This window comes from Lichenibacterium dinghuense, from assembly GCF_021730615.1.
Lineage (GTDB): Bacteria > Pseudomonadota > Alphaproteobacteria > Rhizobiales > Beijerinckiaceae > Lichenihabitans > Lichenihabitans dinghuensis.
Genome location: NZ_JAJLMN010000001.1, coordinates 4,127,087 through 4,152,537 on the forward strand (window position 1 = coordinate 4,127,087; position 25,451 = coordinate 4,152,537).

A 25,451-nucleotide genomic window follows, 5' to 3' on the forward strand; every position below is an offset into this window, starting at 1 on the left:
TGCGCGCCGAGCGTGGCCGCGGGCTTGCGCGGCCAACGCGCGGGGCTGCGACATGCGCGACCGCGCGCGCCGAAATCCTCGCGCGTGGCGAAGGCCGCATTAATCTTCGGCTTCGCCGGAGGAGTTCCCCGATGTCCATGCTGGTCCTGAGCGCCGTGTTCTTCGCCGCCATCCACCTCGGCGTGGCCGGGACGCGGCTGCGCGACGGCGCCGTGGCGCGCCTCGGAGCGGGGGGCTATTCGCTCGCCTTCTCGGCCGCCTCGCTGTTCGGCATCTGGTGGCTGGTGAACAGCTACAAGGCCGCGCCCTACGTCGAAACCTGGGGCCCGCTCGAATGGTGGAAGCCCTTCGCCATCGCGCTGATGCTGCCCGCCTTCCTGCTCGCCGTCGTCGGCGTCACCACGCCGAACCCCACCTCGGTGGCGCAGGAAGCGCGGCTGGCCGAGCCGCCGCACGGCATCGTGCGCGTCACGCGCCACCCGTTCCTCGTCGGGGTGGGGCTCTGGGCCGCCGTGCACCTCGTCGGCAACGGCGACCTCGCCTCCGCGGTGCTGTTCGGCACCTTCGCCCTCGTGTGCTTCGCCGGCCCGGCGTCGATCGACGCCAAGCGGGAGCGCCTGCTCGGCGCCGAGCGGTGGCGCCCCTTCGCGGCCCAGACCTCGATCCTGCCCTTCGCCGCCCTGGCGCAGGGGCGCACGACGCTGGACTGGCGCCAGCTCGTCACCTGGCAGCTCGGCCTCGCCGTGCTGCTCTACGCCCTGATGCTCGGCGGCCACGCGCACATCGTCGGCGTGTCGCCGTTCCCGTCCTGAACCGCCGACAGTCCGCACGAGGGAACGCGGCTCCCGGGGCCCGGGGGCCTCCGGCGGAGCCGGTCAGTGCGCTTTCCGGAGATCGCGCGGCCCCGCCCCCCGCCCCGCGCCCCGCGGAGGGCCGGGCCCCTCCGATCCCGGCTCCCGCGCGAAACAGCCCGAGGCAAGTTCGCGGCGTCAGCTTCGACGCGACCGAACTTCGCTTCGAGGCCGACCTCCGCCGCCATGCGCCACAGCTTCGCCCGCCCGGGCCTCCTCGCCGCCTTGGTGGGCCTCAGCCCGGCGGCTCACGCGGCGACGCCCGCGCCCCCCGCCACGCCCGCGCTCCCTGCCACGCCCGCGCCCAGCACGGACGCGCAGCGCTTCTGCCAGAACGTCGCCGCGGCCGCGGCCGACGCCCGCTTCGCCCTGCAGACCCGCAAGCTGAACGAGCTCCAGGACGGAATCGCCAAGCGCGTCGCCGCGCTCGAAGCCAAGGAGGCCGAGGTCAAGGCGGTGCTCGACGCCCACGAGGAGGCGAAGAAGCGCGCCGAAGCCTCGCTCGTCGCCATCTACGGCAAGATGCGCCCGGACGCCGCCGCGGGGCAGATCGCCGCCCTCGACGACGCGACCGCGGCCGCTGTGCTGAGCGGCCTCAACGCCCGCCAGTCATCCGCCATCCTCAACGAGATCCCGGCCGAGCGCGCCGTGAAGCTCGTGGGCACGATCGCCGGCCTCGTGCCGCCGCCGGCACCGCCGCCCCCCGCCCCCCCGCCGCCCGAGGAGGGCCGGTCGTGACCCGCGTCCTGCTCGCCCTGCTGCCGCTCTGCGTCGGCCTCGCCGCCTGCGGCACGCCGCCCGCCGACATCGGCCACGCGCCCGACATGTCGGCGGTGGGGCAGGGGCTCCACTCCGACGTCACGCCCTTCGCGGCCTATGGCTTCCCGGCGGCGCCGCGCTCGAGCCCGCAGTCGTTGTGGGACGACGACCGCGCCAACCTGTTCCGCGACGTGCGCGCCACCCGCGTCGGCGACGTGCTCACCGTGAACATTGCCATGGACGACAAGGCCAAGCTCGGCAACTCGTCCGACCGCACCACCACGGCCAAGATCGGCAACGGCTTCGACGTCACGCCGGGCCTCGGCTCGACGCCCTTCAAGATCTCGCCCCAGCTCGACATCAACTCGACCTCGGCCGCGACCGGCGTCGGCAACGTCGACCGCTCGGAGAAGATCGTGCTGTCGGTGGCGGCCGTGGTCACGGGCCTCTTGCCGGACGGCAACATGCTGATCTCGGGCTCGCAGGAGATGCGGGTCAACGACGAGCTGCGCATCGTCAACGTGGCGGGCGTGGTGCGCCCGCGCGACATCACCAAGGAGAACACCATCGCCTACGACCGCATCGCGGAAGCGCGCATCTCCTACGGCGGGCGCGGCCGCATCAGCGAGGTGCAGCAGCCGGGCTGGGGCCACCAGCTCTACGACGCGCTGAAGCCCTTCTGAGCGGGGCGGGACCGCCATGGCCGCGAAGGAGAAGAAGCCCGGGGTGCTCGGCGCCCTGGTGCCCGTGATCGTGCTGACGCTGGCGGCGGCGGGCGGCGGCGCGCTGGTCGGGCGGCAGATCGTGTCCGCCACGCGGGCCGCGGAGGACAAGGCCCTGGCGAACCCGGACGCCAAGGCGGCCGCAGCGCCCGTGGCGCCGGCGCGGGCCCTGAAGGAGCTGACGCCCGTCGTCACCAACCTCGCCAGCCCCGACGGCGCCTGGATCCGCTTGCAAACCGCGCTGGTCTTCGACAAGACCGACGCGCCCGCCATGGATCTCCTGGCCCCCAAGGTGGGCGAGGACGTGCTGGCCTTCGTGCGGACGCTGACGCTGGAGCAGATCCAGGGCGCCAGCGGCCTCGAAGCGCTGCGGGACGACCTCAACGAGCGGGCCAGGCTCCGCTCGGACGGCAAGGTGCGGGAACTCCTGATCGAGACGTTGGTGGTGCGATGACGAGGACGGGCGCCGCCGCCCTGACGGGATCGCTGACGGCGGCCGGCCTGCTCCTCGCGATCGGCGCGGCCGGGGCCCAGACGATCGACCTCGGCAACGTGCTGCCCCAGGCGGGCGGCACGGCGAGCGGCCGCATCGTGCAGCTCGTCGGGCTGCTCACCGTGCTGTCGATCGCGCCGGGGCTGCTCGTCATGGTGACGAGCTTCACGCGGTTCGCCATCGCGTTCTCGTTCCTGCGCTCGGGCCTCGGCCTGCAGACCACGCCCGCCAACCTGATCCTGGTGTCGCTGTCGCTGTTCATGACCTTCTACGTCATGGCGCCCACCTTCGACCGCGCCTACGACGCCGGGCTGCGGCCGCTGCTCGACGGCAAGATCTCCGAGAGCGAGGCCTACACGAGGATCTCGGGGCCGTTCCGGGACTTCATGCTGGGGCAGGTGCGCGACAAGGACCTCAAGCTCTTCGACGACCTCGCCCCCGCGAGCATCAAGCCCGCCGCGGGCGCCGCGGCCCCCGGCGCCACGCCGGCCGAGCGCGCCACCGTGGACCTGCGCGTCCTGATCCCCGCCTTCATGATCTCGGAGATCCGCCGCGGCTTCGAGATCGGCTTCCTGATCGCGCTGCCCTTCCTGGTGATCGACATGGTGGTGTCCACCATCACCATGTCGATGGGCATGATGATGCTGCCGCCTTCCGTCATCTCGCTCCCCCTCAAGGTGCTGTTCTTCGTGCTGATCGACGGCTGGAACATGCTGGTGGGCAGCCTGATCCGCTCCTACTCGTGAGGACCGCCGGCGGCGGTGAAGCCCGTTCACGCTTCGCTCACCACGCCAGGCCGAAGCGCCGCATCCGACCCGTCGGATTCACATCCGCTAAACCGCGCCGGCCCTAGAAAGGGGCCACGCAAGATCGATCGGACCGGCCCGCCGCGAAGGGCGGCGGGGGATGATCGAAGGCATCAGGCCGTTCCTGCGGACCGGTATCGATCCGGGATGTCCTCGCTCCACGACCAACGGGATATCCGACGATGGCTTCCAGCATCCTCACCAACTCGTCCGCCATGACGGCGCTGCAGAACCTGTCTGCGACCCAGAAGGCGCTCAACACCACCCAGTCGCAGATCTCGTCCGGCCTCAAGGTGTCGACGGCGTCCGACAACGCGGCTTACTGGTCGATCTCCTCCACGCTGAAGTCCGACACCGGCGCTCTCTCCTCCGTGTCGGACGCGCTGAACCTCGGCTCCTCGGTGGTGTCGACCGCCACGGCGGCCATCACCTCCACGCTGACGCTGCTCAACAACATCAAGAAGGACCTCGTGACCGCCCAGCAGCCGGGCACCTCGACGGCCAGCGTGCAGACCGACATCACGGCCCAGCAGCAGAGCCTCATCGCCGTCCTGACCTCGGCCTCGTTCAACGGCGTGAACCTGCTCGACGGGTCGTCGGGCACCTCGGCGTCCTTCGTGTCGTCCTTCACGCGCAACGCGTCCGGCGCCACCAGCGTGCAGACGCTGAGCGTGGCCACCTCCGGCACCTCGGGCACGCAGGTCGGCGGCGCGGGCGGCATCCTGGCCGTGTCGCTGGGCACCTTCGGCGGCACGGGCGTCGCCGGCTCGGCCGCCACGGGCGCCAGCGCGGGCGCCTATGCGACTGGTAGCCTGCTCTCCATCAACATCACCAACGCGACCTCGGCCGACCTGACCAAGCTGCAGAGCGCCGTCGACACGCTGATCAATCAGGTGACAAATGCGGGCACCCAGCTCGGCACGGCGTCGAGCGTGATCTCGAACCAGCAGACCTACGTGACCTCACTATCGAACGCCATCACGTCCGGCGTGGGTTCGCTGGTCGACGCCGACATGAACGTGGCTTCGACGCGCCTCCAGGCGCTGCAGACCCAGCAGGAGCTCGGCATCCAGGCCCTGTCCATCGCCAACCAGAACAGTCAGCTCATCCTCAAGCTGTTCGGTGGCTAGCGCTTCGCCATCGGTGAACAGAGGGCGCCGGTCCGCGAGGGCCGGCGCCCTTCGCGCGTCCACCTCCCAGGTCCGCGCAAGGCCTCGCCCGCATCCTCGCTCATCACTTCGAGGCGGACGGGGCGGGACCGGGCGTGAACAGGGCGGAACGGCGGCGCGACGCGAGGCGGGCACGGTCGGCTGGGGCAGGGCGGGCCGGCGGGCCGGCCTTCGCCCGCGCGGTCGCGCTGTTCGGGGCCGGCGACCTCGACGGCGCTGAACGGCTCTTCACCCGCCTGCGCGACGCCGGGCTCGACGCGGCCCGCGCCCGCCACAATCTCGGGGTGATCGCGGCGCGCCGCGGCCGCTATCCCGAGGCCGTCGACCTGTTCCGCTCGGCCCTGGCCATCCGCCCCGACGACCCCGAAGCGTGGACGCAGCTCGCGCTGGCTTTCGCCGAAAGCGGCACGCTCGCCGAAGCCCGGATGGCGGCCGAACGTGCCGTGACCCTCGCCCCGGATGCGCCGGCGGCCCTCGCCGCCCTGGCCGAGGTCTGCCTCTGCACGGACGATCTGGCGGGGGCCTTGGAGGCCAGCGAGCGGGCCCTGGCGGTCGATCCCGCCTTCGCCCCGGCCCTCATGCGCCGGGCGGCGGCCCTGCGGCGCCTCGGCCGGTCCCGCGACGCCGAGGCCGACCTTCGGGTCGTGATGGCCGCCGAGGGCATCGGCGGCAGCGCCTGCCTGGCCCTGAGCGCGCTCCTGGCCGAGGACGAGCGGCCGGACGAGGCCGCCGCGCTGCTCGACCGCGCGATCGCCGAGCGCCCCGACCACGCCCTCGCCCGCATGAACAGGGCCGTCTTCCACCAGCGCGCGGGGCGGTTCGACGAGGCGCTCGCCGACTTCCGCCGCACCCTGGAGCTCGCGCCGGACGACCCCCGCGCCTATCACAACGTCGGCTACATGCTGCAGCGCATCGAGCAGCCCCGGGCTGCGATCCCCTTCCTCGAACACGCGATCCGGCTCAAGCCCGACCTCGTCGAGAGCTTCATCTTCCTCGCCGAATGCTACCGCGACCTCGCCGATTACGGCACGGCCGCGCCCGTGCTGGAACACGCGGCCGCGATCGCGCCGGACCGGCCCTGGCTGCGCATGGCCCTGCTGTGGGCGCGCATGCACGCCTGCGACTGGCGTGCCCTCGGCACGACGCTCGCGGACGACCTCGCGCTCTGCGTCGAGCGGGGCAACACTTTCTCGCCCTTCATCGTCATGGCGCTCGGCCTGTCGAACGCCGAAACGCTGCTGTGGACGCGCGCCTGGACGGAGGCCAACCTCACCGTCGCCCCCGCCCCGCTCCGCCATCCCGAGCGCGAAGGGCCGCGGACGCGCATCCGCGTCGGCTACCTGTCGGCGGACTTCCGCGGCCATGCCACCGCCGTGCTGCTGATGGACCTGTTCGAGCAGCACGACCGGGGACGCTTCGAGACCTTCGGGTACAACATCGGCCGCGGCGACGGCTCCGTCATGGGCGAGCGCATGACGGGAGCGCTCGAACACTTCGTGGACGTGTCGTTCCTCGGCGACCGGGACGCGGCGCAGCGCATCGCCGACGACGCCCTCGACCTCCTCGTCGACCTCAAGGGCTTCACCACCGATTCGCGGCCCAACATCCTGAGCTTCCGGCCCGCGCCGGTCCAGGTGAACTACCTCGGCTTCCCGGGCACGATGGGCACGCCGCACGTCGACTATGTGGTAGTGGACGAGACCGTGGCGCCCTTCGAGCACCAGCCCTTCTACGACGAGCGCATCGTCCACCTGCCGCACAGCTACCAGCCGAACGACCGCCAGCGCTCCGGAGCGGACCCCGGCGCGCGGCGCGCCGATCACGGGCTGCCGGAGCGCGGCTTCGTGTTCTGCTGCTTCAACAACACCTACAAGATCACGCCGCTGGTCTTCGACATCTGGATGCGGCTCCTCGGCACGGTCGAGGGCTCGGTGCTCTGGCTGTTCGAGGCCAACCCGCAGGCCGGCGACAACCTGCGCCGCGAGGCGGCCGCGCGCGGCATCGACCCGAACCGGCTCGTCTTCGCTCCGCGGGCCGGCTTCGGCGATCACCTGGGGCGGCTCGGCCTCGCCGACCTGTTCCTCGACACGCTCCCGGTCAACGCCCACACCACGGCCTCCGACGCCCTCTGGGCCGGCGTCCCGGTGCTGACGATGCTGGGGCCGCTCTTCGCGGGCCGCGTCGCCGCCAGCCTCAACCGCGCCGTCGGCCTGCCCGAACTCGTGACGGAATCCTTCGCCGATTACGAGGCGGAGGCGCTGGCCCTGGCGCGCGACTCCGGCCGGCTCGGCGCGCTGCGCGCCCGGCTGGCCGCGAACCGGGCGAGCGCGCCGCTGTGGGACACGCCGCGCTACACGCGCGACTACGAGGCCGCGCTTGAGCGGATGGTCGCGATCCACGACGCCGGTGGGGCGCCGGAAGCCTTCGCCGTCTCGGCCGAGGGGATGTCTCCGTGAACGTCCTCTTCATCTCCGGTGGCACCTCCGTCGACTACCAGTGCGACATGCTGTTCCACGGGCTGCGCTCGCTGTTCGGCCCGGCCGCGGTCGACGCCGAGCGCATGCCCTACATGTACGCGGCCGACTTCGCGGACGGCTCGCAGCGGCGGGAGGCCCTCTACGGCCGCGGCTTCACCTGCTACGGTCTCCTCGGATCCGACGGCGCCGTCGACCGCACCGACATCCCGGCCAAGATCGCGGCCCGGTTCTTCGACCTCGTCGTCTACGGCTCGATCCGCCGCTGCCAAAGTCACCTCCAGGACGTGCTCGACCATTACCCGGCCGGGCGCGTCGTCTTCGTCGACGGCGAGGACGACCAGCTCGTCGCGACGCCGCTGCTCGGCCGCGGCACCTACTTCAAGCGCGAACTCGCCGCCCCCGGACCCTGCGTGGCGCCCATCCAGTTCGCGATTCCCGCCGAGCGCCTTCGTCCGAGCGTGGCGGAGAAGCGCAAGCTCTTCTCCTTTATCGACCCGCGCGACCGCTCGACCTACGTCTACGGCTCCGAGGAGCCCTACTACGCCGACTACGCCGAGAGCCTGTTCGGCTATACTTGCAAGAAGGCGGGCTGGGACTGTCTGCGCCACTACGAGATCATGGCGAACCGCTGCGTCCCGAACTTCGAAGGGCTGGAGCAGTGCCCGGCCTGGACCATGGTGCACCTGCCGAAGCTGGAACTCACCGAAGCCCGGTCCGCATTGCTGCAGCACGGCGTCGGCTTCTTCGAGCGCTCAGAGGGCCGCGCTCTGTGGGACAGGCTCGAAGCCCGCATCGATCGGGCGATGCGCCGTCACCTCACCACTGAAGCGCTCGCCCGGTACGTCGTGGACGCTGCCGGCCGACACGACCCGCGCCTGCTGCTCCGAGGCTGACCGTCCCTGCGCGGCCCCGAACACCCTGCACCCTCTCGTGAATTCCCTGCCCCCGACCCGAACGGACCTCGTGTCATGAACGCCTTCGACCCGATCCGAATGTTGCCTGTTTCCTGCCTCAACCTCGGTTCCGGCAAGGACTTCCAGCACGATTGCTTCAACGTCGACGTCGACGACACCTGGGCGCCCGATGCGGTGCTGGATTTCAGCGCTGTCGATCTCGTCGAGGGCGGCGTCACTGTGCACACGCGGCGCTTCGGCCTCGTCACGCTGGGCCCGGGTTCCTTCGACCGTATCATCGCCAACGACGTGCTGGAACACGTGCCCGACCTCAAAGCGATGATGACGACCTGTCTCGGCCTGCTCCGTATGAACGGCCGCTTTGCCATCAGCGTGCCCTACGACCTGTCGCTCGGCGCGTGGCAGGACCCCACCCACGTCCGGGCCTTCAACGAGCGGAGCTGGCTCTACTACACCGACTGGTTCTGGTACATGGGATGGAGCGAGTTCCGCTTCGTCGTCGACGACCTTCGTTTCGTGCCTAGCCCGCTCGGCGAGGCGCTCGCCGCGCAGGGCGTGGCACGCGATGCCGTGCTGGCGACGCCTCGCGCGGTAGATTCCATGTCGGTCACGTTGCGCAAGGTCGCGCTGACGACCGAGGACCGCGCCGTATGGGAGCACTGGCGCGAGCGGCGGCGGCAGGCGCAGTCCCGCAACGCCGCGGTGCCGACTCCGGCCGCGCCGGCCCTAGCCGGATTGGACGGGTCCTGGTCCGCCCACGCCGACCGCCACTGCATCTACGTCGTCACGCCGAAAGGCTACGATCATCACCGCGCCTTCGACGAGGCGGCGCTGGGCTTGAGCGCCGCCTTCGCGGAGCGCGGCGGCTCGGCGCCGGTTGTGCATCATCCGAGCGAGTGGGCGGGGAGGCTGCCGATCGTGCTCGGTGCCCATCTGCTCAGCCCCGCCATGTCGCTGGCCCTCCCGGAAGGCAGCGTGATCTACAACCTCGAGCAGATCGACCGCGCCTCGGGCTGGCTGAGCGACGCCTACCTCGCCATCATGCGGCGCCACCGGGTGCTCGATTACAGCCATCGCAACATCGCGGCGCTTCGGGCGATGGGCATCGCTCACGCGCGGCTGCTGCCGCTCGGCCACGCCGACGCGCTGGAGCGGATCGCCCGCGGCCCGGCCGAAGACATCGATGTGCTGTTCTACGGATCGCTGAACGAACGGCGCGCCGCCGTGCTCGAAGACCTGAGGGCGCGTGGGGTCAAGGTCGTCCACCTCTTCAACGTATATGGCTCAGAGCGCGACGCCGCGATCGCCCGGTCCAAGATCGTGCTGAACATGCACCATTACGAAGCGGCGATCTTCGAGAGCGCGCGTGTCGGCTACCTGCTCGCCAACGGTGCCTGTGTGGTGACGGAGGGCGTGGAGGGCGATCCCGACCTCGCATCCTACCAGGGAGGCCTCGCCATCTGCGGCTACGGCGAACTCGCCGATCTGTGCATGCTGCTGCTCGGCGAGGACGCCGTCCGGACGGCACTGGGCGAGCGGGGCCGGGCGCTGATGCGTGCCAACCGGCAGGCAGACCGGCTCGGCGAACTTTTCACGCCGGAACAGGCGGCCGCCTGAAGCCGCTTCCGGCTGGATGAGGTTTCCCCTGCCTTCGACGCCGGAGCAAGGTGCGCATCAAGGATCGATGCAGTTCGATCCCATAGGCCTTGCCAGCCACGTCGCGGCTCGCCGAACGCCCGACACGTCCGCATCCGTCCTCGCGCACCCTCCCGAGAGCCACGTCCGCACAAGCTCCATCCCCGACAGTGAACCCGGACGAGGGTGCCGTTCGGGGAATCGATGGACGCGATGGAACAGGTTCAGCGGCTGTGGGCGAACCTGCTGCAGCTCGGGGGCCGCAAGCTCGGCGCCCTCGCGGCCGTCGGCGTCGCGGTCTTCGCGCTGGTGGGGGTCGGCGGCTACTACCTGAGCCGGCCGGCCTCCGAGACGCTGTATTCCGGCCTCGACCGCGGCGACGTGGCCTCCATCGGGGCGGCGCTGCACGACGCCGACATCCCCTTCGACGTCAGCCCCGACGGCACCGCGGTCGCGGTCCGCTACGGCCAGACCGCCCAGGCCCGCATGCTGCTCGCCGAGCGCGGCCTGCCCCATTCCGGCAACGCCGGCTACGAGCTCTACGACAAGATGGGCTCGCTGGGCCTCACCTCCTTCATGCAGGACGTGACGCGCGTGCGTGCGCTGGAGGGCGAGCTCGCCCGCACCATCCAGACCATCTCGGGCATCCGCGCCGCGCGCGTCCACGTGGTGCTGCCGGACGAGGGCTCGTTCCGGCGCGCCCGCCAGCCGCCCTCGGCCTCCGTCGTGATCCGCGCCTCCTCGCTCGACGACAGCCACGTGGCCGGCGCCATCCGCCACCTCGTGGCCGCCGCCGTGCCCGGCATGACGGTGGACGAGGTGACGGTGCTGTCCACCGACGGCACCGTGCTGGCGTCGGGCGACGACGCCGCGAACGGCGCCCCCACCAAGATGCTCGACCTCGAGAAGGTGATCGACCGCAACGTCGCGGAGAACATTCGCCGCACCCTCACCCCCTCGCTCGGCGCCAAGCACCTGCAGGTGTCGGTGACGGCGCGGCTCAACACCGACACGCGCCAGACCGCGGAAACCACCTACAACCCGGACGGCCGCGTCGAGCGCTCGACCCGCACCGTCAAGGAAACGCAGAACCAGCAGAACTCCACGAGCTCGCCCCCGGCCGGCGTCGGCCAGAACCTGCCGGGCGCCAAGACGCCGGCGGGCGACGGGAAGTCCTCCTCCGAGCAGAACGACAAGCGCGAGGAGCTCAACAACTTCGAGATCTCGTCGAAGACCGTCACGACGTCGAGCGCCGGCTACAACATCGACCGCCTGTCGATCGCCGTGGTGGTCGACCGCGCCGCCGTCGCGGCGGGCCTCGGCGACAAGCCCGCCCCGGCCGAGGTCGACAAGAGGATCGCCGACGTCGAGGGGCTCGTCGCCACGGCGGCGGGCGTCGACAAGGCGCGCGGCGACACCGTCAAGGTCGTGGCGGTGGACTTCGTCGACGACGCGCGCGACCTCGAACCCGTGCCGGCGCCGGGCCTCGCGGAAGCCGTGATGCGCCAGGGCGGCACGCTGATCAACGCCGGCCTGGTGCTGGTCTTCACCGGCGTCGTGGTCTTCTTCGTGGTGCGGCCGCTGACCCGCATCCTCACCGCCCCGGTGCCCGGCGCGGCGGCGGCGGCCGAGGACGGCCTGCCCGTCCTCGCGGGCGGCGAGGAGCCGATCATGCTGCCCGATCCGGGCGACATCGGCGTGCTCGACGCGATGCCGGTCGGCATGGACGCGCTCGCCGGCGGCCGGCCCTCGCCGCTCCAGGTCGCGGCCTGGAACGAGGAGGTGAGCCTCATCGACGACATCACCAGCCAGCCCCGCCGCTCGCCGCAGAAGCGGCTGGAGCAGATGATCGAGTTCGACGAGCAGCAGGCCGCCGCGGTGCTCAAGCAGTGGATCCACAAGAAGGAAGCCGCCTGATGAGCGCGATGCGCCGCTTCCTCGTCGACTTCGACGCGATGCCCCCCGCCGCCGCGCCGAAGCTCCGCGCCGCCCCGCCGGGCGCCGTGCGGCCCCTGTTCGGCGCCGAGCCCGAACCCAAGATCGAGGTCCCCGCGGACGAGCCCGAGGTGGACCGCGTCGGCGCGGCGGTGGACGCGGCCGTCGCGCAGGCCCTGGCCGAGGCCGGAACCGCCCACGCCGCGGCGATGGCCGAGGCGGCCGCGCGCCACGCCGCCGAGATCGCGCAGGCGCGCGGGCGCTGGGCCGCGGAGGAGGGCGCCGCCCTGGCGGCGGGCTTCCGCTCGGCCGCCGCGGCGCTCGGGGAGCTGCTCGGCGAGGCCGCGGCCGCGGCGCTCGAGCCGCTGCTCGGGGCGGCCGCGCGCCGCCGCGCGGTCGACGGTCTCTGCGACGCGGTCGCCGACCTCGTGCTCGCCGGCGCGGGCGGCACGGTCGCGGTGTCGGGGCCCGCGGACCTGCTCGCCGCGCTGCGCGCCGCCCTGGCGGCGGCCGGGGTCGAGGTCGGGGGCATGACCTTCGCGGCCTCGGACGCCGCCGAGGTCGTCGTCACGGCGGACAACAGCCGGATCGAGACGCGGCTCGCCGCCTGGGCGGGGGCGCTCGGGCGCGGCCTCGCCGGCACGGCCGAGGAGGAGGCCGCGTGAGCGACGAATCCCACCCCCACGAGATCATCATCATCAAGCGCCACGGCGGCGGCCACGACGACGGCCACCACGGCGGCGCGTGGAAGATCGCCTACGCGGACTTCGTGACCGCCATGATGGCCTTCTTCCTGGTCATGTGGCTGCTGTCGGCCAACGACAAGACCAAGGCCGCGATCGTCAAATACTTCAACCCGATCCAGCTCGTCGACTCGACCCCGCAGCCGCCCGGCCTCGGCGACCCCAGCGACAAGGCCACCCCCGACCCCAAGAAGACCGGCGCCAAGGCGCCCGAGAAGGCCTCGCCCGAACCCGCCGACAAGGCCAAGCCCGGCAAGGACGAGAAGAAGGAGGAGGAGGGCAAGCGCGACGAGCCCAAGAAGGACGACGTGCGGAAGGACGACGCCGCCCTGTTCAAGGACCCCTACGCGGTGCTGGGCGAGATCGCCGCCAAGGACGCGTCGCCGGCGGCCCGCACCGGCGTCAAGGCGCCGCCCGAGGGCGCGAAGGGCGGCGCGGGGCCGGCCGCGGCCGTCGAGGGACGCGGCGGCGAGGCCTTCCGCGACCCCTTCGATCCGTCCTCGATGCGTCCCGCCGGCGCGGTCGACGGCGCCGCCGAATCCGGCCGCACCGAGCCCACGCTGCCGTCGACCGTGCCTTCCGCGCCGGCTCCGGCCGCCGCCGCACTGGCCGACCCCGCGGAAGCGCCGCTGCCCGCCGCCCCGGCCGCCAAGGCCGCGGAGCTGAAGGGCCGCATCGACGCGCTGATGAAGTCCGTCGCGGCCGCGGCTCCGGGCCCCGAGCCGAGGGTCGAGGTGCGCCAGACCGCGGAAGGCGTGCTGATCGGCCTGACCGACGACGCGAAGTTCTCCATGTTCGCCAGCGCCTCGGCCGAGCCCTCGCCCCGCACCGTCACGCTGATGGAGAAGATCGGCCGCCTGCTGAAGGCGCAGAAGGGCCGCGTCGTGCTGCGCGGCTACACCGACGCGCGCAAGTACAGGTCGGACGTCTACGACAACTGGCGCCTGTCCTCGGCGCGGGCCGACATGGCGCGTTACATGCTCGTGCGCGGCGGCGTCGACGACGCGCGCTTCGAGCGCATCGAGGGCTACGCGGACCGCCAGCCGCGCAACGCCAAGGATCCGGACGCCCCCGAGAATCGCCGCATCGAGATCCTGCTGAGGGAAGCGCCATGAGGCCGCGCCACCGCCGTCACGCCGCGCTCGGCGCGGCGCTGATCCTGTTCTCCGCCGCGCCGGCCCTGGCCGGCGAGGAGGCGGCCAGGCCCGCCGAGGCCGCGAAGCCCGCCGGAGCCGCCAAGCCGGCCGAGGCCGGGCTCGCGCCCTACGCGGCGGTCCGCGCCCTGCAGAACCTCCAGGAGCAGGTTGCGCACGGCAGCACCGCCGCCCAGGCCGCGCAGGCGAAGATGCTCGGCCACGTCGCCGAAGTCTTCGCGGCGGCCGATCCGTCCGCCTGGAAGGAGCCCCGGAACACGGGGGCGGCGGCGCTATTCCTGTTCAGCGCCGGCCGGCCCTCGGCCGTGCGCGCCGTGCTGGAGCGGCACCCCGCCTTCACCCCCGAGGGCGACCGGCTGGTGAAGGGCGCGCTCGCCTACGCCGAAGGGCAGGACGACGTCGCCCGCGTTCTGCTGGGCAACATCGACCCGCGGGCCATGCCGGCGAGCCTCGGCGGCCACCTGGCCCTGGTGATGGCGACGCTGCTGGCCGACAAGGACCCGGCCCGCGCGGACGCCATGCTGGACACGGCGCGGCTGCTCGTCCCCGGCTCGCTGGTCGAGGAGGCGGCGCTGCGCCGCCAGATCTTCCTGCTCGCCGACCCCGCGACGCTCGACAAGTTCGCGGGCCTGTCGCGGCAGTACATCCGGCGCTACCGGTCCTCCGTCTTCGCCGCGAACTTCAAGAGCCGCCTCGTGTCCTTCGCGGTGAGGCTGGCGATGGCGGGCGAGGTGGCCGGGCTCGCCAAGCTCGACCCGGTCTTCGCCGAGCTGCCGCAGGCGGAGCGTCGGGCCACCTACCTGACGCTCGCGCGCGACGCGCTGGTGGGCGGCCGGGCGGAGGCGGCCCGCTACGCCGCCGCGCGCGCCGCGGCCCTGGCGCCGGACGCGAACGAGGCCGAGCGCGCCAAGCTCTACGCCGCCGCGGCCACCGCCGCATCGGACGCCGCCCCGGCGGCCCGCTCGGCGCTCGGCGCCATCGACGCCTCGCGCCTGCCGCAGCGGGACGCCGACCTGCGCGACGCCGCCTCCGTCGTCGCGGCCTCGGTCGACGCGGGCCTCGGCGACCGCGGGCAGGACGTGGCCGGCGCGGTCCCCGATGACCCGACCACGGCGCTGCTCGACCGCGCCCACCGCGCCCTGGCGGCCGGCGACGCGCTCCTGGCCGCCGGCCCCGCTTCGGCCGGGGCGACGCGATGAGCGCCGACCTGTCGTTCCTGCCCGCCGGCTTCGGCGGCGGCAGGCCGCCCCCGCCGTCGGCGGGATCCGCGACCGGCGCGGCTCCCGCGGCCGCGTCGGCCTTCGGCGGCATGCTCGACGCCGTGGGGCGCGGGGCGCTCGCAGCCCCCGCCCCGCCGCCGGCCCCGCCCGCAGCGACGCCCGCGGGCCCGGCTCCGGTCGACCCGACGAGCGCGGCAGCCCTGGCGCGCCTCGCGGCGGCGTCCGACGCCGGATCGGCCCCGAGCGACGAGGCCGACGCCGGCAGCGGCGACGACGCGCCATCGGCCGCCGGCGACCGCTCCACGCCGGGCCGGAGCGATACGGCCACCGGCGTCGACCTCGCGGTGCTGGCCGCCGCGGCCGCGCTGGCGCCACAGCCGGCCGCCCCGACCTCGCCCCCAGCCCCGGCGCCGACCGCAACGGCCGCCGCCGCCGGGGCGACCCTCGCCGTCGCATCGGCCGGAGCGGCGATCCCGCCCGGTGCGGACCCGGCGGCGTCGGCCCCAGCCGGCCCCGCTCCGGCCTCGCCGCAACCCGTGGCGGCCCAGACGCCGCCGTCCGGACAGGCGACGGCCGGCAGCGCCGACCCTGCCGCCCCCCCGCCGCCTGCCGCGAGCGCCGCCTCGCCGCACACCCCGGCCGCTCCGGTATCGCCGGCCAAGGCCGCTGCACCACCGATGAAGGCGTCCGCCCCGGCGTCGACCGCGCCGCAGTCTGCCGCCGCGCCGGCCGCTTCGCCTGCCGCGGCGGGCGACGCGCCCACCGGCTCCGTGTCCGCCCCCACCGCTCCGACGGGCGGTCGGCAGGACGACGGGGACGACGACGGCACCGACGACGGTGCCGCGGTTGGGGCCGATGGCGCCCCGCCGACCAGCCCGGCGTCGGTCGCGGCCGCCGACCTCGCCGCCGCGGGCTCGACGACGTCCGCGGCCCAGCAGGTCGCGGCGGCCCTGATCTCCTTCGCTCCGGACGCGGCCGCGCCGGCCCCGCAGGCCGCCGCGCCGGCGGCCGATGCGGCGGCGCCCGGCCCGGCGCTGCCCGGCGCCATCCGCACCACGGCGGACGGCGGGCGCGAGGTCGTGGTGAAGCTCGATCCCGAGCACCTCGGCTCCGTGTCGATCCGGCTGACCATGACGGCCGGCCGCATGGACGTCGCCATCACGGTGTCGGACCCGCACACCCTGGACCTCTTGAACCGCGACCGGCACCTCCTCACCGCGGCCGTGTCGGCGGCCGGCCTCGGCACCGACGCGCCGACGCTGGCCCGCGGCACGCCGGCTCCGGCCCCGGTGCCGTCGCAGCCCGGCTCGGGCGGCATGGCCGACAACGGCCCCGGCGCCTCCCCGGACGGCCGGGCCGGCGGATCGGGCGACCCGCAGGGCGGACGCCGGCGCGCGTCCCGCGGCGACGCGCCGGACGCGCCGGTCGCCGCCCTCCGGGCGGAGGTGACGCCCGCACCCGCCGCCGCGCGGCCCGGAGCCCTGTATGTTTGAGCGTATCGGCCTCGCGCTGGCGACCGGAGCGCTGCTGTGTTGTCCCGCCCTCGCGGCGCCCGCGCCGCCCGCGCCGTCGCACGCCTGCGAGGCCCAGGTGGCGGCCGCCGCCAAGCGCTACGACATCCCGCTCGCCGTGTTCTACGCGGTGGGGCTGCTGGAGACCGGCGGGCGCGACGGGCTCCAGCCCTACACGATGAACATCGAGGGGCGCTCGGCCCCCAACGCCACGCTCGACGACGCGCTCGCCACCTTCGAGGCCGCACACCGGCGCGGCGCGTCGCTGATCGACATCGGCTGCATGCAGATCAACTACCGCTGGCACGGCAAGAACTTCGCGTCCGTGACGGAGATGTTCGACCCCGCCCACAACGTCGACTACGCGGCCCGCTTCCTGCGCGAGCTGAAGACGCGCGAGAAGACCTGGACGCTGGCCGTGGCCCGCTACAATGCGGGGCCGAACAACGACGCGGCGCAGAAGCAGTACGTGTGCGGCGTGATCCGCAAGATGGTGAACAGCGGCTTCGGCGGCTGGACCGACAACGCCCGCCGGTTCTGCGGCGAGCCCGCCGCCTGAGGTCGGCCGTCCGGGAGGAGCGCGACTCGCCCCGCGCTGTCCCGGTCTGGCACTGAAGCGACCGGCCATCGATTTTCACCGTTAACTTTAAATCATCCCTTCCGCGGCATTGTCGCAGCATCGCCCAAGGTTTGCGGCTCCGGACGACGGCAAAACGCCTCCGATGCCTGACCAAATCCTGCTCCCCGATGTCGTCGCGAAGGTCGCCCTCGTATGAGTCTGTTCGGAACCCTCAACACCGGCGTCTCGGGCATGGCCGCGCAGGCCAACATGCTGAGCACCATCGGCGACAACATCGCGAACTCCGCGACCACGGGCTATAAGAGCGCGACGGTCGACTTCGAGACCATGCTGGGCAACCAGACGACCTCCGACTACACGTCGGGCGGCGTGCAGTCCAAGGTGCGCTACGGCATCGGCGACCAGGGCACGCTCACGGCCTCGACCTCCGTCACCGACCTCGCCATCAAGGGCAACGGCTTCTTCGTGGTGCAGGGCTCGAACGGCGCGACCGCGCTGACGCGGGCCGGCTCCTTCGTGGCCGACGCGTCGGGCGACCTCGTCAACACCGCCGGCTACAAGCTGATGGGCTACAACCTGACCGACGGCTCGACCGCCACGGCCAACGGCACCGGCGGCCTGCAGGTCATCAACCTCAACAAGCAGCAGCTCAACGCCGCCCCGTCGCAGACCGGCACGCTGCAGTTCAACCTGCCCTCGAACGCGGCCTCCGGCGCCACGTCCAAGACCTCGATCGTCGCCTATGACGACCTCGGCAACCCGCTCACCCTCGACATCACCTTCACCAAGACCGGCGCCAACGCCTGGAGCGCCCAGATCACAAACGACGCGGATGGGACGACGATCGGCGCGGCCCAGCCGCTGACCTACGACCCCACCACCGGCAAGCTCGCGAGCGGCAGCAACGCCAGCGCCACGACGCTGACGGCGGACCTGACCAGCCTCGGCGGCAAGAAGCTGACCCTCGATGTCAGCCAGTCGACCCAGCTCGCCTCGTCGTTCACGATCAACACCGCGACGGTGGACGGCAGCGCGCCTTCCAAGCTCGACCACGTCACGATCGGCACGGACGGCACGGTGACGTCCGTCTACGCCAACGGCGTCAGCGAGGCGACCTACCGCATCCCGCTCGCCGACGTGCCGAGCCCCGACAGCCTCACCTCGCTGACCGGCAACGTGTACCAGGCCAACCTCGCCTCCGGGAACATGACGATCGGCACCGCCACCACGGGCAGCCTCGGTGAGATCGACTCGGGCAACCTGGAGAACTCCACCGTGGACCTCGCCACCGAGCTCACCTCCATGATCTCGGCACAGCGCTCCTACGAGGCCAACTCCAAGGTCATCCAGGCCAGCTCCGACCTCCTCAAGGTCGTCGACCAGCTGTCGAGCTGATCGGCCGACCCGCGTGACCCCGCCGCGGGAGCGCCTCCCGCGGATCGCGCCCGCCCGTCCGCGTCGCGTCTAGGACCCTTCCATGAGCCTGACCACAACCCTCAACATCGCCCAGCAGGCGCTCACCGCCAACGCGGCGCTGTCGACGATCGTGTCCCGCAACATCGCGGGCGTGAACGATCCCACCTACTCGACCAAGACCGCTCAGCTCGCGACCACGCAGGACGGCGGGGTCCGCGTCTCGGGGGTGACCAATGCGGCCGACGCGGCGCTGTTCGCCCACCTGCTCGCCGCGAAGGCCGGCGCGGCCTCGTCCTCGGCCCTGTCGAGCGGGCTCGACCAGCTCGAAGGCACGCTCGGCCTGTCCACCACCACGGCGGCGGACGGCACCGCGACCGACACGTCGCCGGCGACGCTGATCGGCACCCTGTCCGACGCGATCGGGCAATATGCGGCCTCGCCCTCGAACGCGACGCTGGGCGCCGCGGCCGTGACAGCCGCCAAGGGCCTCGCTGCGAACCTCAACGCCGCCGCCGCCGCCGTGCAGAGCGTGCGGGAAGGGGCCGACAAGGGCCTCGCCGCGGCAGTCGCCACGGTGAACACCCTGCTCGGGCAGTTCGCCACCGCCAACAAGGCCGTGGTGGACGCCACGGTGGCGGGCACCGACGCGACCGACGCGATCGACGCGCGCAACAGCGTGCTGCAGTCGCTGTCGGCCCAGATCGGCATCACCACGGCGGACGCGGGCAGCGGCGGGCTGGCGCTCTACACCGACGGGGGCGCGACGCTGTTCCAGGGCACGGCCCGCACCGTCGCCTTCGCGCCGACCGGCGCCTACGCGGCCGGGACCGTTGGCGGCGCCGTGACGGTCGACGGGGTGGCGGTGACGGGCAGCGGCGGCATGGCGTCGAAGAGCGGCGCCATCGCCGGGCTGGCCCAGCTCCGCGACACGACGGCGGTGGCCTACGGGGCTCAGCTCGACCAGATCGCCGGCGGCCTGGTCTCGGCCTTCTCGGACACCACCGCGAGCGGCGCGACCGTGCCGGGGCTGTTCATGGACGGCACCTCGACCACGATGCCGACGCCCACCTCGACGACGGGCCTCGCGGCGCGGCTGACCGTGGCGGCGGCCGTCGACCCGAGCGCGGTGACGAGCCCCCCCGGCACCACGCCCAAGACCTACGGCTCGGTGACGGCGCTGCGCGACGGCGGCTTCAACGGCGCCGCGCCCGGCAACACGACCGGCGCGGCGAGCTACTCGGGCCGCCTGAATGCCCTCGTGAGCCAGCTCGGCTCCACGCGGAGCTTCGACGCCTCGTCGGGCGGCGCGGCCTCGGGCACGCTCGCCGACTACGCGACCTCGTCGGTGGGCTGGCTGGAGTCGACGCGCCAGTCGGCCTCGACCGACGCGACCAACAGCGCCGCCGTGGTGACGCAGACCACGGCCAGCCTGTCGAGCGCGACGGGCGTGAACCTCGACGAGCAGCTGTCCAAGATGCTCGACCTCGAACATTCCTACCAGGCTTCGGCCGAGCTGATGACCACGGTGAAGTCGATGCTCGACGCGCTGCTGGCCGCCGTGAACTGACGGGACCCGCGCCATGACCACCAGCATGACCAGCATCTCGTCCTACGCGCTCACCGCGTCCCCGCGCCTCACCGTGATGCAGGCGCAGGCGGCGCTGTCGAAGGCGCAGGTGGAGCTGTCGAGCGGCAAGCTCGCCGACATCGGCCTCGGCCTCGGCTCGTCCACCGGCACCTACGTGTCGCTCGGCGCGCAGGCGAGCCGGCTGCAGTCCATCAAGGACTCGAACGCCACCACGGCGACCACGCTCACCGCCGCCACGACCGGGCTCGACGCGCTGCGCACCACGGCCTCGGCCTTCCTGGCCTCGCTCACCCAGGCGGCGTCGGCGGGCAGCACGCAGGGCGCGCTGGTGACCACGGCGAGCGCCAACCTCGACGCCCTCACGTCCACGCTGAACACCACGGTGGGCGGGAACGCGATCTTCGCCGGCATCGACTCGGCCGACCCGCCGATGACCGCCTACACGGCGGGGTCGCCGGCCCAGACGGCGGTCAGCGGCAGCTACGCCGCGACGTTCAACGGCCAGGACCCGTCGACCATCACGCAGGCCCAGATGCAGAGCTACCTCGGCGGCAGCTTCGCGAACCTGTTCACCGCGGCCCAGTACGAGCAGACCTGGTCCACGGCCTCCGACACGGTGGCGACGGCGCAGATCTCCACGACCGAAACGGTGGCGACCTCCGTCAGCGCCAACGCCGACCCGTTCCGCCAGCTCGCCCAGGCCTACACGATGGTCAAGGAATACGGCGGCTCCGACATGGGCAGCGGCGCCGCCAAGGCCGTGATCGCCTCCGCGACGCAGCTCGTGTCGACCGCGCTCGCGGGGCTGACGAGCCTCGAGGCCGGCGTCGGCCAGTCGCAGTCCGCGGTGTCGGACGCGAACGACCGCATGACGACGCAGATCGGATACTTATCGACGCAGTCGAGCGACCTCGTCGGCGTCGACCCGTCCGCCCTGGCGACCCGGATCTCGGGCCTGCAGACGCAGATCCAGGCCTCCTACGAGATCACCTCCCAGCTCCAGCAGCTGAGCCTCGTGAATTACCTCAAGTGATCCGTCTCCCCGGGCGGCGAAAGCTGTTTCGCCCGCCCGAAACTCGAGGGAAGGCGCGCGCCGGACGACCGGCGCGCCCTGGAGACATGTGATTCGCACCGCCGAAGGATCGTTCCGATGTACCAGTTCTCCTACGCCGACATCCTCGCCGACGACGCGGACGACGCCCGCGCCCGCGAGCGCCAGGCGCTCGACCAGGCGTCCGCCATGCTGCTCCACGCCGCCGAGGGGGCGCCGGGCTCCGTCGAGGAAGGCAAGGCCGTCGACTTCACCACCGAGCTCTGGGCCATGTTCATCAAGGACCTCGCGCATCCCGGCAACGCCATGTCGGACGAGCTGCGCGCCAGCCTGATGTCGATCGGCCTCGGCGTGATGGCGGAATGCCGCCGCATCTCGCTCGGCGAGTCGCGCGACCTCGCGAGCCTCGCCGAGATCTGCGGCATCATCCGCGACGGTCTGCGCTGAGGCGAGGCGGCCATGCACATCACCCTCAAGGCCAACGAGAAGATCTTCATCAACGGCGCGGTGCTCAAGGTCGACCGCAAGACCTCGGTCGAGCTGATGAACGACGCGGTGTTCCTGCTCGAAGCTCACGTCATGGTGGAGCGCGACGCCACGACGCCGCTGCGCCAGCTCTATTTCATCGTGCAGCTCATGCTGATGGAGGGCCGCGAGCGGCCGGAGAACAGGGCGATGTTCGCCCGCCAATCCGCCGCGATGGCCGAGGTCTATGAGGACCCGGCGATCCTGGACGGCATCGCCAAGGTGGGGGAGCTCGTCGAGCGCGGCCGCGCCTTCGAGGCGCTGAAGGCCATCCGGGCGCTGCTGCCCGTGGAGGCGGCGCTCACCGGGCGGCCTCACGAGGCGACCGTGCGGATCAAGCCCGCGCCGGTGCCGCTCCTCGCCGAGGCCTGCTGAGCCGGAGGGGAGGCAGGGCCGCGCAAGCCCGGCCGGCTATCCCTTCTCGGGATCGCCCGCCAACGCGCCCGCACGGGAAAACCCCGCCATGACGACCGTGTCCCCCACGCCCACGACGGGCACGACGACGCCGACGGCGTCCTCGTCGAGCAGCGCCGCCACGACGGCCTCCACCGCCGCCGCGGCGTCGCTGAACTTCAACTCGTTCCTGCAGCTCATGATCGCCGAGATGCAGAACCAGGACCCGACCAACCCGACCGACCCCAGCCAGTACCTCGCGCAGATCTCGCAGATGTCGGCCGTGCAGCAGGGCATCCTGACCAACACCAAGCTCGATTCGATGCTGACGCAGACCTCGCTGAGCCAGGCCGAGGCGGCGATCGGCAAGGTCGTGACCTCGTCGGACGGCTCCGTCACGGGCACCGTGCAGTCGGTGAAGCTCGCGAGCGACAACAGCGTGACGGCGACGCTCGACACCGGCCAGACGCTGACGCTCGACAACACCGTGACGGTGGCGGCCCCCGCCGCGAAGGCCGCCTCGTGAACGAGGCCGACGCGCTCGGCCTGCTGCAGAGCACCATCTGGACGATCGTGCTGGCCTCGGGGCCGGCGATCGCCACCGCCATGCTGGTCGGCATCGCTGTGGCGCTGTTCCAGGCGCTCACGCAGATCCAGGAAACCACGCTCACCTTCGTGCCGAAGATCGTCGCCATGCTGGTCGTGCTGACGCTGACGGCCTCATTCATCGGCTCGCAGATGTTCCTGTTCACCGAACAGGTCTACGCCCGCATCGAGCGCGGGCACTGAGCCGCGGAGTCCCGCCCGCCCCCGCGGGGGCGGGCGGATGCGCGGCGATGCCGCTCAGACGTGGATGGCGCGCTTGTCGACCGCCATGGCGGCCTCCTTCACGGCCTCCGACATGGTCGGGTGGGCGTGGCAGGTGCGGGCGAGGTCCTCGGCCGAGCCGCCGAACTCCATCAGCACCGAGCATTCCTGGATCAGCTCGCCCGCCACGGACGAGATGATGTGGACGCCGAGAACGCGGTCCGTCTCGGCGTGGGCCAGCACCTTCACGAAGCCGTCCGTGTGGCGCGTCGCGCGGGCGCGGCCGTTGGCCGTGTAGGGGAACTTGCCGGACGTGTAGGGGATGCCGGCCGTCTTCAGCTCCTCCTCGGTCGAGCCGACGCTGGCGATCTCCGGCATGGTGTAGACCACGGCCGGGATCACGCCGTAGTTCACGTGGCCCGCCTGGCCGGCCAGGATCTCGGCCACCGCCACGCCCTCGTCCTCGGCCTTGTGGGCCAGCATCAGGCCGCGCACCACGTCGCCGATGGCGTAGATGCCGGGCACGTTGGTCTGGAAGTGGTCGTCGATCACGACGCGGCCGCGATCGAGGGCCACGCCCGCGGCCTCCAGCCCCAGCCCCTCGGTGTTGGGTCGGCGGCCCGTGGCGACCAGCACCACATCGGCATCGAGCCGCCGCTCCTCGCCGCCCGCCACGGGCGCGAAGGTCACGGCGGCGCCGGCGTTGGTGGGCTCGACCTTGCTGACCTTCTGGCCGAGGTGGAAGGTGAAGCCCTGCTTCTCCAGCATGCCGTGGAAGGTCTTGGCGACCTCGCCGTCGAGGCCGGGCAGGATGCGGTCGAGGTATTCGACCACCTCGACCTCGGCGCCGAGGCGGCGGTACACGGAGCCGAGCTCCAGCCCGATCACGCCCGCGCCGATCACGATCATGCGCTTCGGCACCTCGGGCAGCACCAGCGCGCCCGTGGACGACACGACGGAGCGCTCGTCGACGTCCATGCCGGGCAGGGTCGAGACCTCGGAGCCCGTGGCGATGACGATGCTCTTCGCCTCGATCGTCTCGGTCGAGCCGTCCTCCTTGGTGACCCGCACGCGGCCCGCGCCCTCGATCGCGCCCGTGCCGTGGAACGTGTCGACCTTGTTCTTGCGGAACAGGTAGGCCACGCCCTTGACGTTGGCCGCCACCGTGTCGTCGCGGTGCTTGCCCATGGCGGCCCAGTCGAGCTCGGGCTTTCCCACCTTCACGCCGAGCGCCGGCAGGTCGTGGGACGCGGCGGCGAACATCTCGGAGGCGTGCAGCAGGGCCTTCGACGGGATGCAGCCGACGTTGAGGCAGGTGCCGCCCTGGGTGGCGCGCTTCTCCACCACGGCGGTCTTGAGCCCGAGCTGCGCCGCCCGGATGGCGCAGACGTAGCCGCCGGGGCCCGTACCGATCACGACGAGGTCATAGCGCATGGGCGAACACCACCGGGTCACAAAGGATCATTCGGCACCGCGCGCGGTGCGATGCGGCGTAGATCCGACGTCCGTCCCGATAAATCAATGCGGGCGGCGGTGCGGCATGGCAGTGATGCCGGCCGGCGGCGCCTCGGCCGCGCGAAGGTCGACCCCATGGAGGCGTCGCCTCCAGCGGTCCGCCCCGAACCGATGGTCTATCCGTTCGGACGAGTCGGCCCACCGGCTTGCAGGCGGTGCACCGGACGGCGCTGGCCGGACCGATGCCGCGGGAGGGTTGTCGGTCAGGTCGCCCGGTCCAGCAGGGCCCGGAGCCCGGTCCTCAATTCCTCGAGACGGGTCAGCGGGGCACCGACGATCTGGAGCGACGCTTCGGCCTGTTCCAGCACGATCCGCTCCAGGAGGCCATGCCGGTAGCGTTCGATCGTGGGCGCGTCCTGCACCTCCTCGCAGGGCCGAAGCCAAGCGTAGAATTCCGTGTGGCTGGCCGGCTCGCACCGCTCGATGGCGAGGTCCAGCAGGCCGAGGGCGCGCAGTTCCAGCACCATGAGTTCGAAGCTGGACGGCGTGAACGTCCAGGCATGGGCATCCTCGTACTCGTCCAGCTCCGCCCGGGCCATGAAGTCCAGGCCGCTCTCGATGCGGCAGGTGAGGACCGGCGTGGACCGGCAGTCCGGCTCCCATCCGGGCCGCCCGTCCCGGGTGCATTGATACATGGCATAGTCGAAGTGGGTCTTCGCCGAGTGACGTTGCCGCTTTTCTCTGAAGGCCACCACGGCGTCGCCCGTGGTGGACAACGGGCGGAAGAAGTCGAAGCATAGGCGCTTGTCCGGGACGGCCAGGATCACCGTCCCCTCGTCCTTCAGCAGCGTCCGGGCCGCCTGGAGGAACCTCACCACGTCCGTCGTGTGCTCGATCACGTGGCTGGCGATGAACGCGTCGTAGGTGCCGGCCCGCTCCGACCCGAGCAGGTCGACCAGGGACCCGCCGCGCCAGACGAAGTCCACCTCCTCGATGACGTCCGGGTCGACCGAAGGGTCCAGCCGGTACTTGTGGACGAGGCCTTCCCGGGTCTCGTGATCCACGATGGTCACGTCCCACCCGTCCCGCTTCGGGACGAGGGGGTTCAGGCTGGGCCCGATCTCGATCACCTTGGCCGTCGTCAGCAGTCCGGCCAGCAACCGCCTCGCCCTGTCGTCCATGGCCGCCCCCGCCTCACCAGAGTTTCGCCGCACGCCCCGGCGCGCAGCCCAGACTTCCGTTTCCGA

Annotated in this window: 24 protein-coding genes; 22 read left to right on the forward strand and 2 right to left on the reverse strand. The window is 72.3% G+C overall.

The annotated features are described in order from the left end of the window. Positions 1-131: 131 nt before the first annotated feature. The 22 genes from L7N97_RS19620 to fliQ all read left to right on the forward strand — a co-directional run bounded on the left by L7N97_RS19620 (position 132) and on the right by fliQ (position 22,731). Positions 132-812: an NnrU family protein gene (locus L7N97_RS19620; RefSeq protein ID WP_237479962.1), complete on the forward strand. Its 681-nt coding sequence runs from the start codon at positions 132-134 to the stop codon at positions 810-812. Between the two features lie 225 nt (positions 813-1,037). Further along, positions 1,038-1,589: a MotE family protein gene (locus L7N97_RS19625; protein ID WP_237479963.1), complete on the forward strand. Its 552-nt coding sequence runs from the start codon at positions 1,038-1,040 to the stop codon at positions 1,587-1,589. Continuing rightward, entirely contained in the window at positions 1,586-2,293 is a 708-nt protein-coding gene (gene flgH, locus L7N97_RS19630) for a flagellar basal body L-ring protein FlgH (protein ID WP_237479964.1), read from the forward strand. Before L7N97_RS19625 ends, flgH begins: the two co-directional genes overlap by 4 nt. Positions 2,294-2,309: 16 nt before the next feature. Continuing rightward, on the forward strand, positions 2,310-2,786 hold the full coding sequence (locus L7N97_RS19635) for a flagellar basal body-associated FliL family protein (RefSeq protein WP_237479965.1): 477 nt from the start codon (positions 2,310-2,312) through the stop codon (positions 2,784-2,786). Continuing rightward, positions 2,783-3,571, forward strand: coding sequence for a flagellar type III secretion system pore protein FliP (gene fliP, locus L7N97_RS19640; protein ID WP_237479966.1), 789 nt, complete (start codon positions 2,783-2,785; stop codon positions 3,569-3,571). The genes L7N97_RS19635 and fliP overlap by 4 nt, the downstream gene beginning before the upstream one ends. Positions 3,572-3,813: 242 nt before the next feature. After that, the gene (locus tag L7N97_RS19645; protein WP_237479967.1) at positions 3,814-4,761 is read left to right on the forward strand and encodes a flagellin N-terminal helical domain-containing protein; all 948 of its coding nucleotides are present in this window, start codon (positions 3,814-3,816) and stop codon (positions 4,759-4,761) included. Positions 4,762-4,895: 134 nt separating this feature from the next. Then, positions 4,896-7,256, forward strand: coding sequence for a tetratricopeptide repeat protein (locus tag L7N97_RS30345; protein ID WP_237479968.1), 2,361 nt, complete (start codon positions 4,896-4,898; stop codon positions 7,254-7,256). Beyond that, positions 7,253-8,170 (forward strand): hypothetical protein, encoded by a 918-nt coding sequence (locus L7N97_RS19655; protein ID WP_237479969.1) that lies wholly within the window; start codon positions 7,253-7,255, stop codon positions 8,168-8,170. The genes L7N97_RS30345 and L7N97_RS19655 overlap by 4 nt, the downstream gene beginning before the upstream one ends. 75 nt (positions 8,171-8,245) lie before the next feature. Further along, complete coding sequence (locus L7N97_RS19660) at positions 8,246-9,808, forward strand: glycosyltransferase family protein (protein WP_237479970.1); 1,563 nt, start codon at positions 8,246-8,248, stop codon at positions 9,806-9,808. Positions 9,809-10,039: 231 nt separating this feature from the next. Then, positions 10,040-11,743 (forward strand): flagellar basal-body MS-ring/collar protein FliF, encoded by a 1,704-nt coding sequence (gene fliF, locus L7N97_RS19665; RefSeq protein WP_309242823.1) that lies wholly within the window; start codon positions 10,040-10,042, stop codon positions 11,741-11,743. Beyond that, on the forward strand, positions 11,743-12,426 hold the full coding sequence (locus L7N97_RS19670) for a hypothetical protein (protein WP_237479972.1): 684 nt from the start codon (positions 11,743-11,745) through the stop codon (positions 12,424-12,426). The genes fliF and L7N97_RS19670 overlap by 1 nt, the downstream gene beginning before the upstream one ends. Next, positions 12,423-13,619, forward strand: a complete 1,197-nt coding sequence (locus L7N97_RS19675) for a flagellar motor protein MotB (RefSeq protein ID WP_237479973.1) — start codon at positions 12,423-12,425, stop codon at positions 13,617-13,619. Before L7N97_RS19670 ends, L7N97_RS19675 begins: the two co-directional genes overlap by 4 nt. Continuing rightward, positions 13,616-14,857: a chemotaxis protein gene (locus L7N97_RS19680; RefSeq protein ID WP_237479974.1), complete on the forward strand. Its 1,242-nt coding sequence runs from the start codon at positions 13,616-13,618 to the stop codon at positions 14,855-14,857. Before L7N97_RS19675 ends, L7N97_RS19680 begins: the two co-directional genes overlap by 4 nt. Next, positions 14,854-16,371 (forward strand): flagellar hook-length control protein FliK, encoded by a 1,518-nt coding sequence (locus L7N97_RS19685; RefSeq protein WP_237479975.1) that lies wholly within the window; start codon positions 14,854-14,856, stop codon positions 16,369-16,371. The genes L7N97_RS19680 and L7N97_RS19685 overlap by 4 nt, the downstream gene beginning before the upstream one ends. After that, on the forward strand, positions 16,364-16,948 hold the full coding sequence (locus L7N97_RS19690) for a transglycosylase SLT domain-containing protein (protein ID WP_237479976.1): 585 nt from the start codon (positions 16,364-16,366) through the stop codon (positions 16,946-16,948). The genes L7N97_RS19685 and L7N97_RS19690 overlap by 8 nt, the downstream gene beginning before the upstream one ends. Positions 16,949-17,161: 213 nt before the next feature. Beyond that, on the forward strand, positions 17,162-18,364 hold the full coding sequence (locus L7N97_RS19695; protein WP_237479977.1) for a flagellar hook protein FlgE: 1,203 nt from the start codon (positions 17,162-17,164) through the stop codon (positions 18,362-18,364). A gap of 82 nt (positions 18,365-18,446) precedes the next feature. Continuing rightward, positions 18,447-19,952, forward strand: a complete 1,506-nt coding sequence (flgK, locus tag L7N97_RS19700) for a flagellar hook-associated protein FlgK (RefSeq protein ID WP_237479978.1) — start codon at positions 18,447-18,449, stop codon at positions 19,950-19,952. Positions 19,953-19,965: 13 nt separating this feature from the next. Further along, positions 19,966-21,006, forward strand: coding sequence for a flagellar hook-associated family protein (locus L7N97_RS19705; RefSeq protein WP_237479979.1), 1,041 nt, complete (start codon positions 19,966-19,968; stop codon positions 21,004-21,006). Between the two features lie 117 nt (positions 21,007-21,123). Then, positions 21,124-21,471, forward strand: coding sequence for a flagellar biosynthesis regulator FlaF (flaF, locus tag L7N97_RS19710; RefSeq protein WP_237479980.1), 348 nt, complete (start codon positions 21,124-21,126; stop codon positions 21,469-21,471). A gap of 12 nt (positions 21,472-21,483) precedes the next feature. Beyond that, on the forward strand, positions 21,484-21,924 hold the full coding sequence (gene flbT / locus L7N97_RS19715) for a flagellar biosynthesis repressor FlbT (RefSeq protein ID WP_237479981.1): 441 nt from the start codon (positions 21,484-21,486) through the stop codon (positions 21,922-21,924). Between the two features lie 88 nt (positions 21,925-22,012). Further along, entirely contained in the window at positions 22,013-22,468 is a 456-nt protein-coding gene (gene flgD, locus L7N97_RS19720; RefSeq protein WP_237479982.1) for a flagellar hook assembly protein FlgD, read from the forward strand. After that, the gene (gene fliQ / locus L7N97_RS19725; RefSeq protein ID WP_237479983.1) at positions 22,465-22,731 is read left to right on the forward strand and encodes a flagellar biosynthesis protein FliQ; all 267 of its coding nucleotides are present in this window, start codon (positions 22,465-22,467) and stop codon (positions 22,729-22,731) included. Before flgD ends, fliQ begins: the two co-directional genes overlap by 4 nt. 54 nt (positions 22,732-22,785) lie before the next feature. On the opposite strand, the gene lpdA is transcribed toward fliQ, so the two are convergent. Together lpdA and L7N97_RS19735 are read right to left on the reverse strand one after the other, a co-directional pair. Beyond that, positions 22,786-24,183, reverse strand: a complete 1,398-nt coding sequence (gene lpdA, locus L7N97_RS19730; RefSeq protein WP_237479984.1) for a dihydrolipoyl dehydrogenase — start codon at positions 24,181-24,183, stop codon at positions 22,786-22,788. Positions 24,184-24,467: 284 nt separating this feature from the next. Continuing rightward, complete coding sequence (locus L7N97_RS19735) at positions 24,468-25,385, reverse strand: class I SAM-dependent methyltransferase (protein ID WP_237479985.1); 918 nt, start codon at positions 25,383-25,385, stop codon at positions 24,468-24,470. Positions 25,386-25,451: the final 66 nt, after the last annotated feature.

Coding starts and splice junctions, on each gene's coding strand:
- L7N97_RS19620 (WP_237479962.1), top strand. CDS start 132: ATGTCCATGCTGGTCCTGAGCGCCGTGTTCTTCGCCGCCATCCACCTC.
- L7N97_RS19625 (WP_237479963.1), top strand. CDS start 1,038: ATGCGCCACAGCTTCGCCCGCCCGGGCCTCCTCGCCGCCTTGGTGGGC.
- L7N97_RS19635 (WP_237479965.1), top strand. CDS start 2,310: ATGGCCGCGAAGGAGAAGAAGCCCGGGGTGCTCGGCGCCCTGGTGCCC.
- fliP (WP_237479966.1), top strand. CDS start 2,783: ATGACGAGGACGGGCGCCGCCGCCCTGACGGGATCGCTGACGGCGGCC.
- L7N97_RS19645 (WP_237479967.1), top strand. CDS start 3,814: ATGGCTTCCAGCATCCTCACCAACTCGTCCGCCATGACGGCGCTGCAG.
- L7N97_RS19660 (WP_237479970.1), top strand. CDS start 8,246: ATGAACGCCTTCGACCCGATCCGAATGTTGCCTGTTTCCTGCCTCAAC.
- fliF (WP_309242823.1), top strand. CDS start 10,040: ATGGAACAGGTTCAGCGGCTGTGGGCGAACCTGCTGCAGCTCGGGGGC.
- L7N97_RS19670 (WP_237479972.1), top strand. CDS start 11,743: ATGAGCGCGATGCGCCGCTTCCTCGTCGACTTCGACGCGATGCCCCCC.
- L7N97_RS19680 (WP_237479974.1), top strand. CDS start 13,616: ATGAGGCCGCGCCACCGCCGTCACGCCGCGCTCGGCGCGGCGCTGATC.
- L7N97_RS19685 (WP_237479975.1), top strand. CDS start 14,854: ATGAGCGCCGACCTGTCGTTCCTGCCCGCCGGCTTCGGCGGCGGCAGG.
- L7N97_RS19690 (WP_237479976.1), top strand. CDS start 16,364: ATGTTTGAGCGTATCGGCCTCGCGCTGGCGACCGGAGCGCTGCTGTGT.
- L7N97_RS19695 (WP_237479977.1), top strand. CDS start 17,162: ATGAGTCTGTTCGGAACCCTCAACACCGGCGTCTCGGGCATGGCCGCG.
- flgK (WP_237479978.1), top strand. CDS start 18,447: ATGAGCCTGACCACAACCCTCAACATCGCCCAGCAGGCGCTCACCGCC.
- L7N97_RS19705 (WP_237479979.1), top strand. CDS start 19,966: ATGACCACCAGCATGACCAGCATCTCGTCCTACGCGCTCACCGCGTCC.
- flaF (WP_237479980.1), top strand. CDS start 21,124: ATGTACCAGTTCTCCTACGCCGACATCCTCGCCGACGACGCGGACGAC.
- flbT (WP_237479981.1), top strand. CDS start 21,484: ATGCACATCACCCTCAAGGCCAACGAGAAGATCTTCATCAACGGCGCG.
- flgD (WP_237479982.1), top strand. CDS start 22,013: ATGACGACCGTGTCCCCCACGCCCACGACGGGCACGACGACGCCGACG.
- lpdA (WP_237479984.1), bottom strand. CDS start 24,183: ATGCGCTATGACCTCGTCGTGATCGGTACGGGCCCCGGCGGCTACGTC.
- L7N97_RS19735 (WP_237479985.1), bottom strand. CDS start 25,385: ATGGACGACAGGGCGAGGCGGTTGCTGGCCGGACTGCTGACGACGGCC.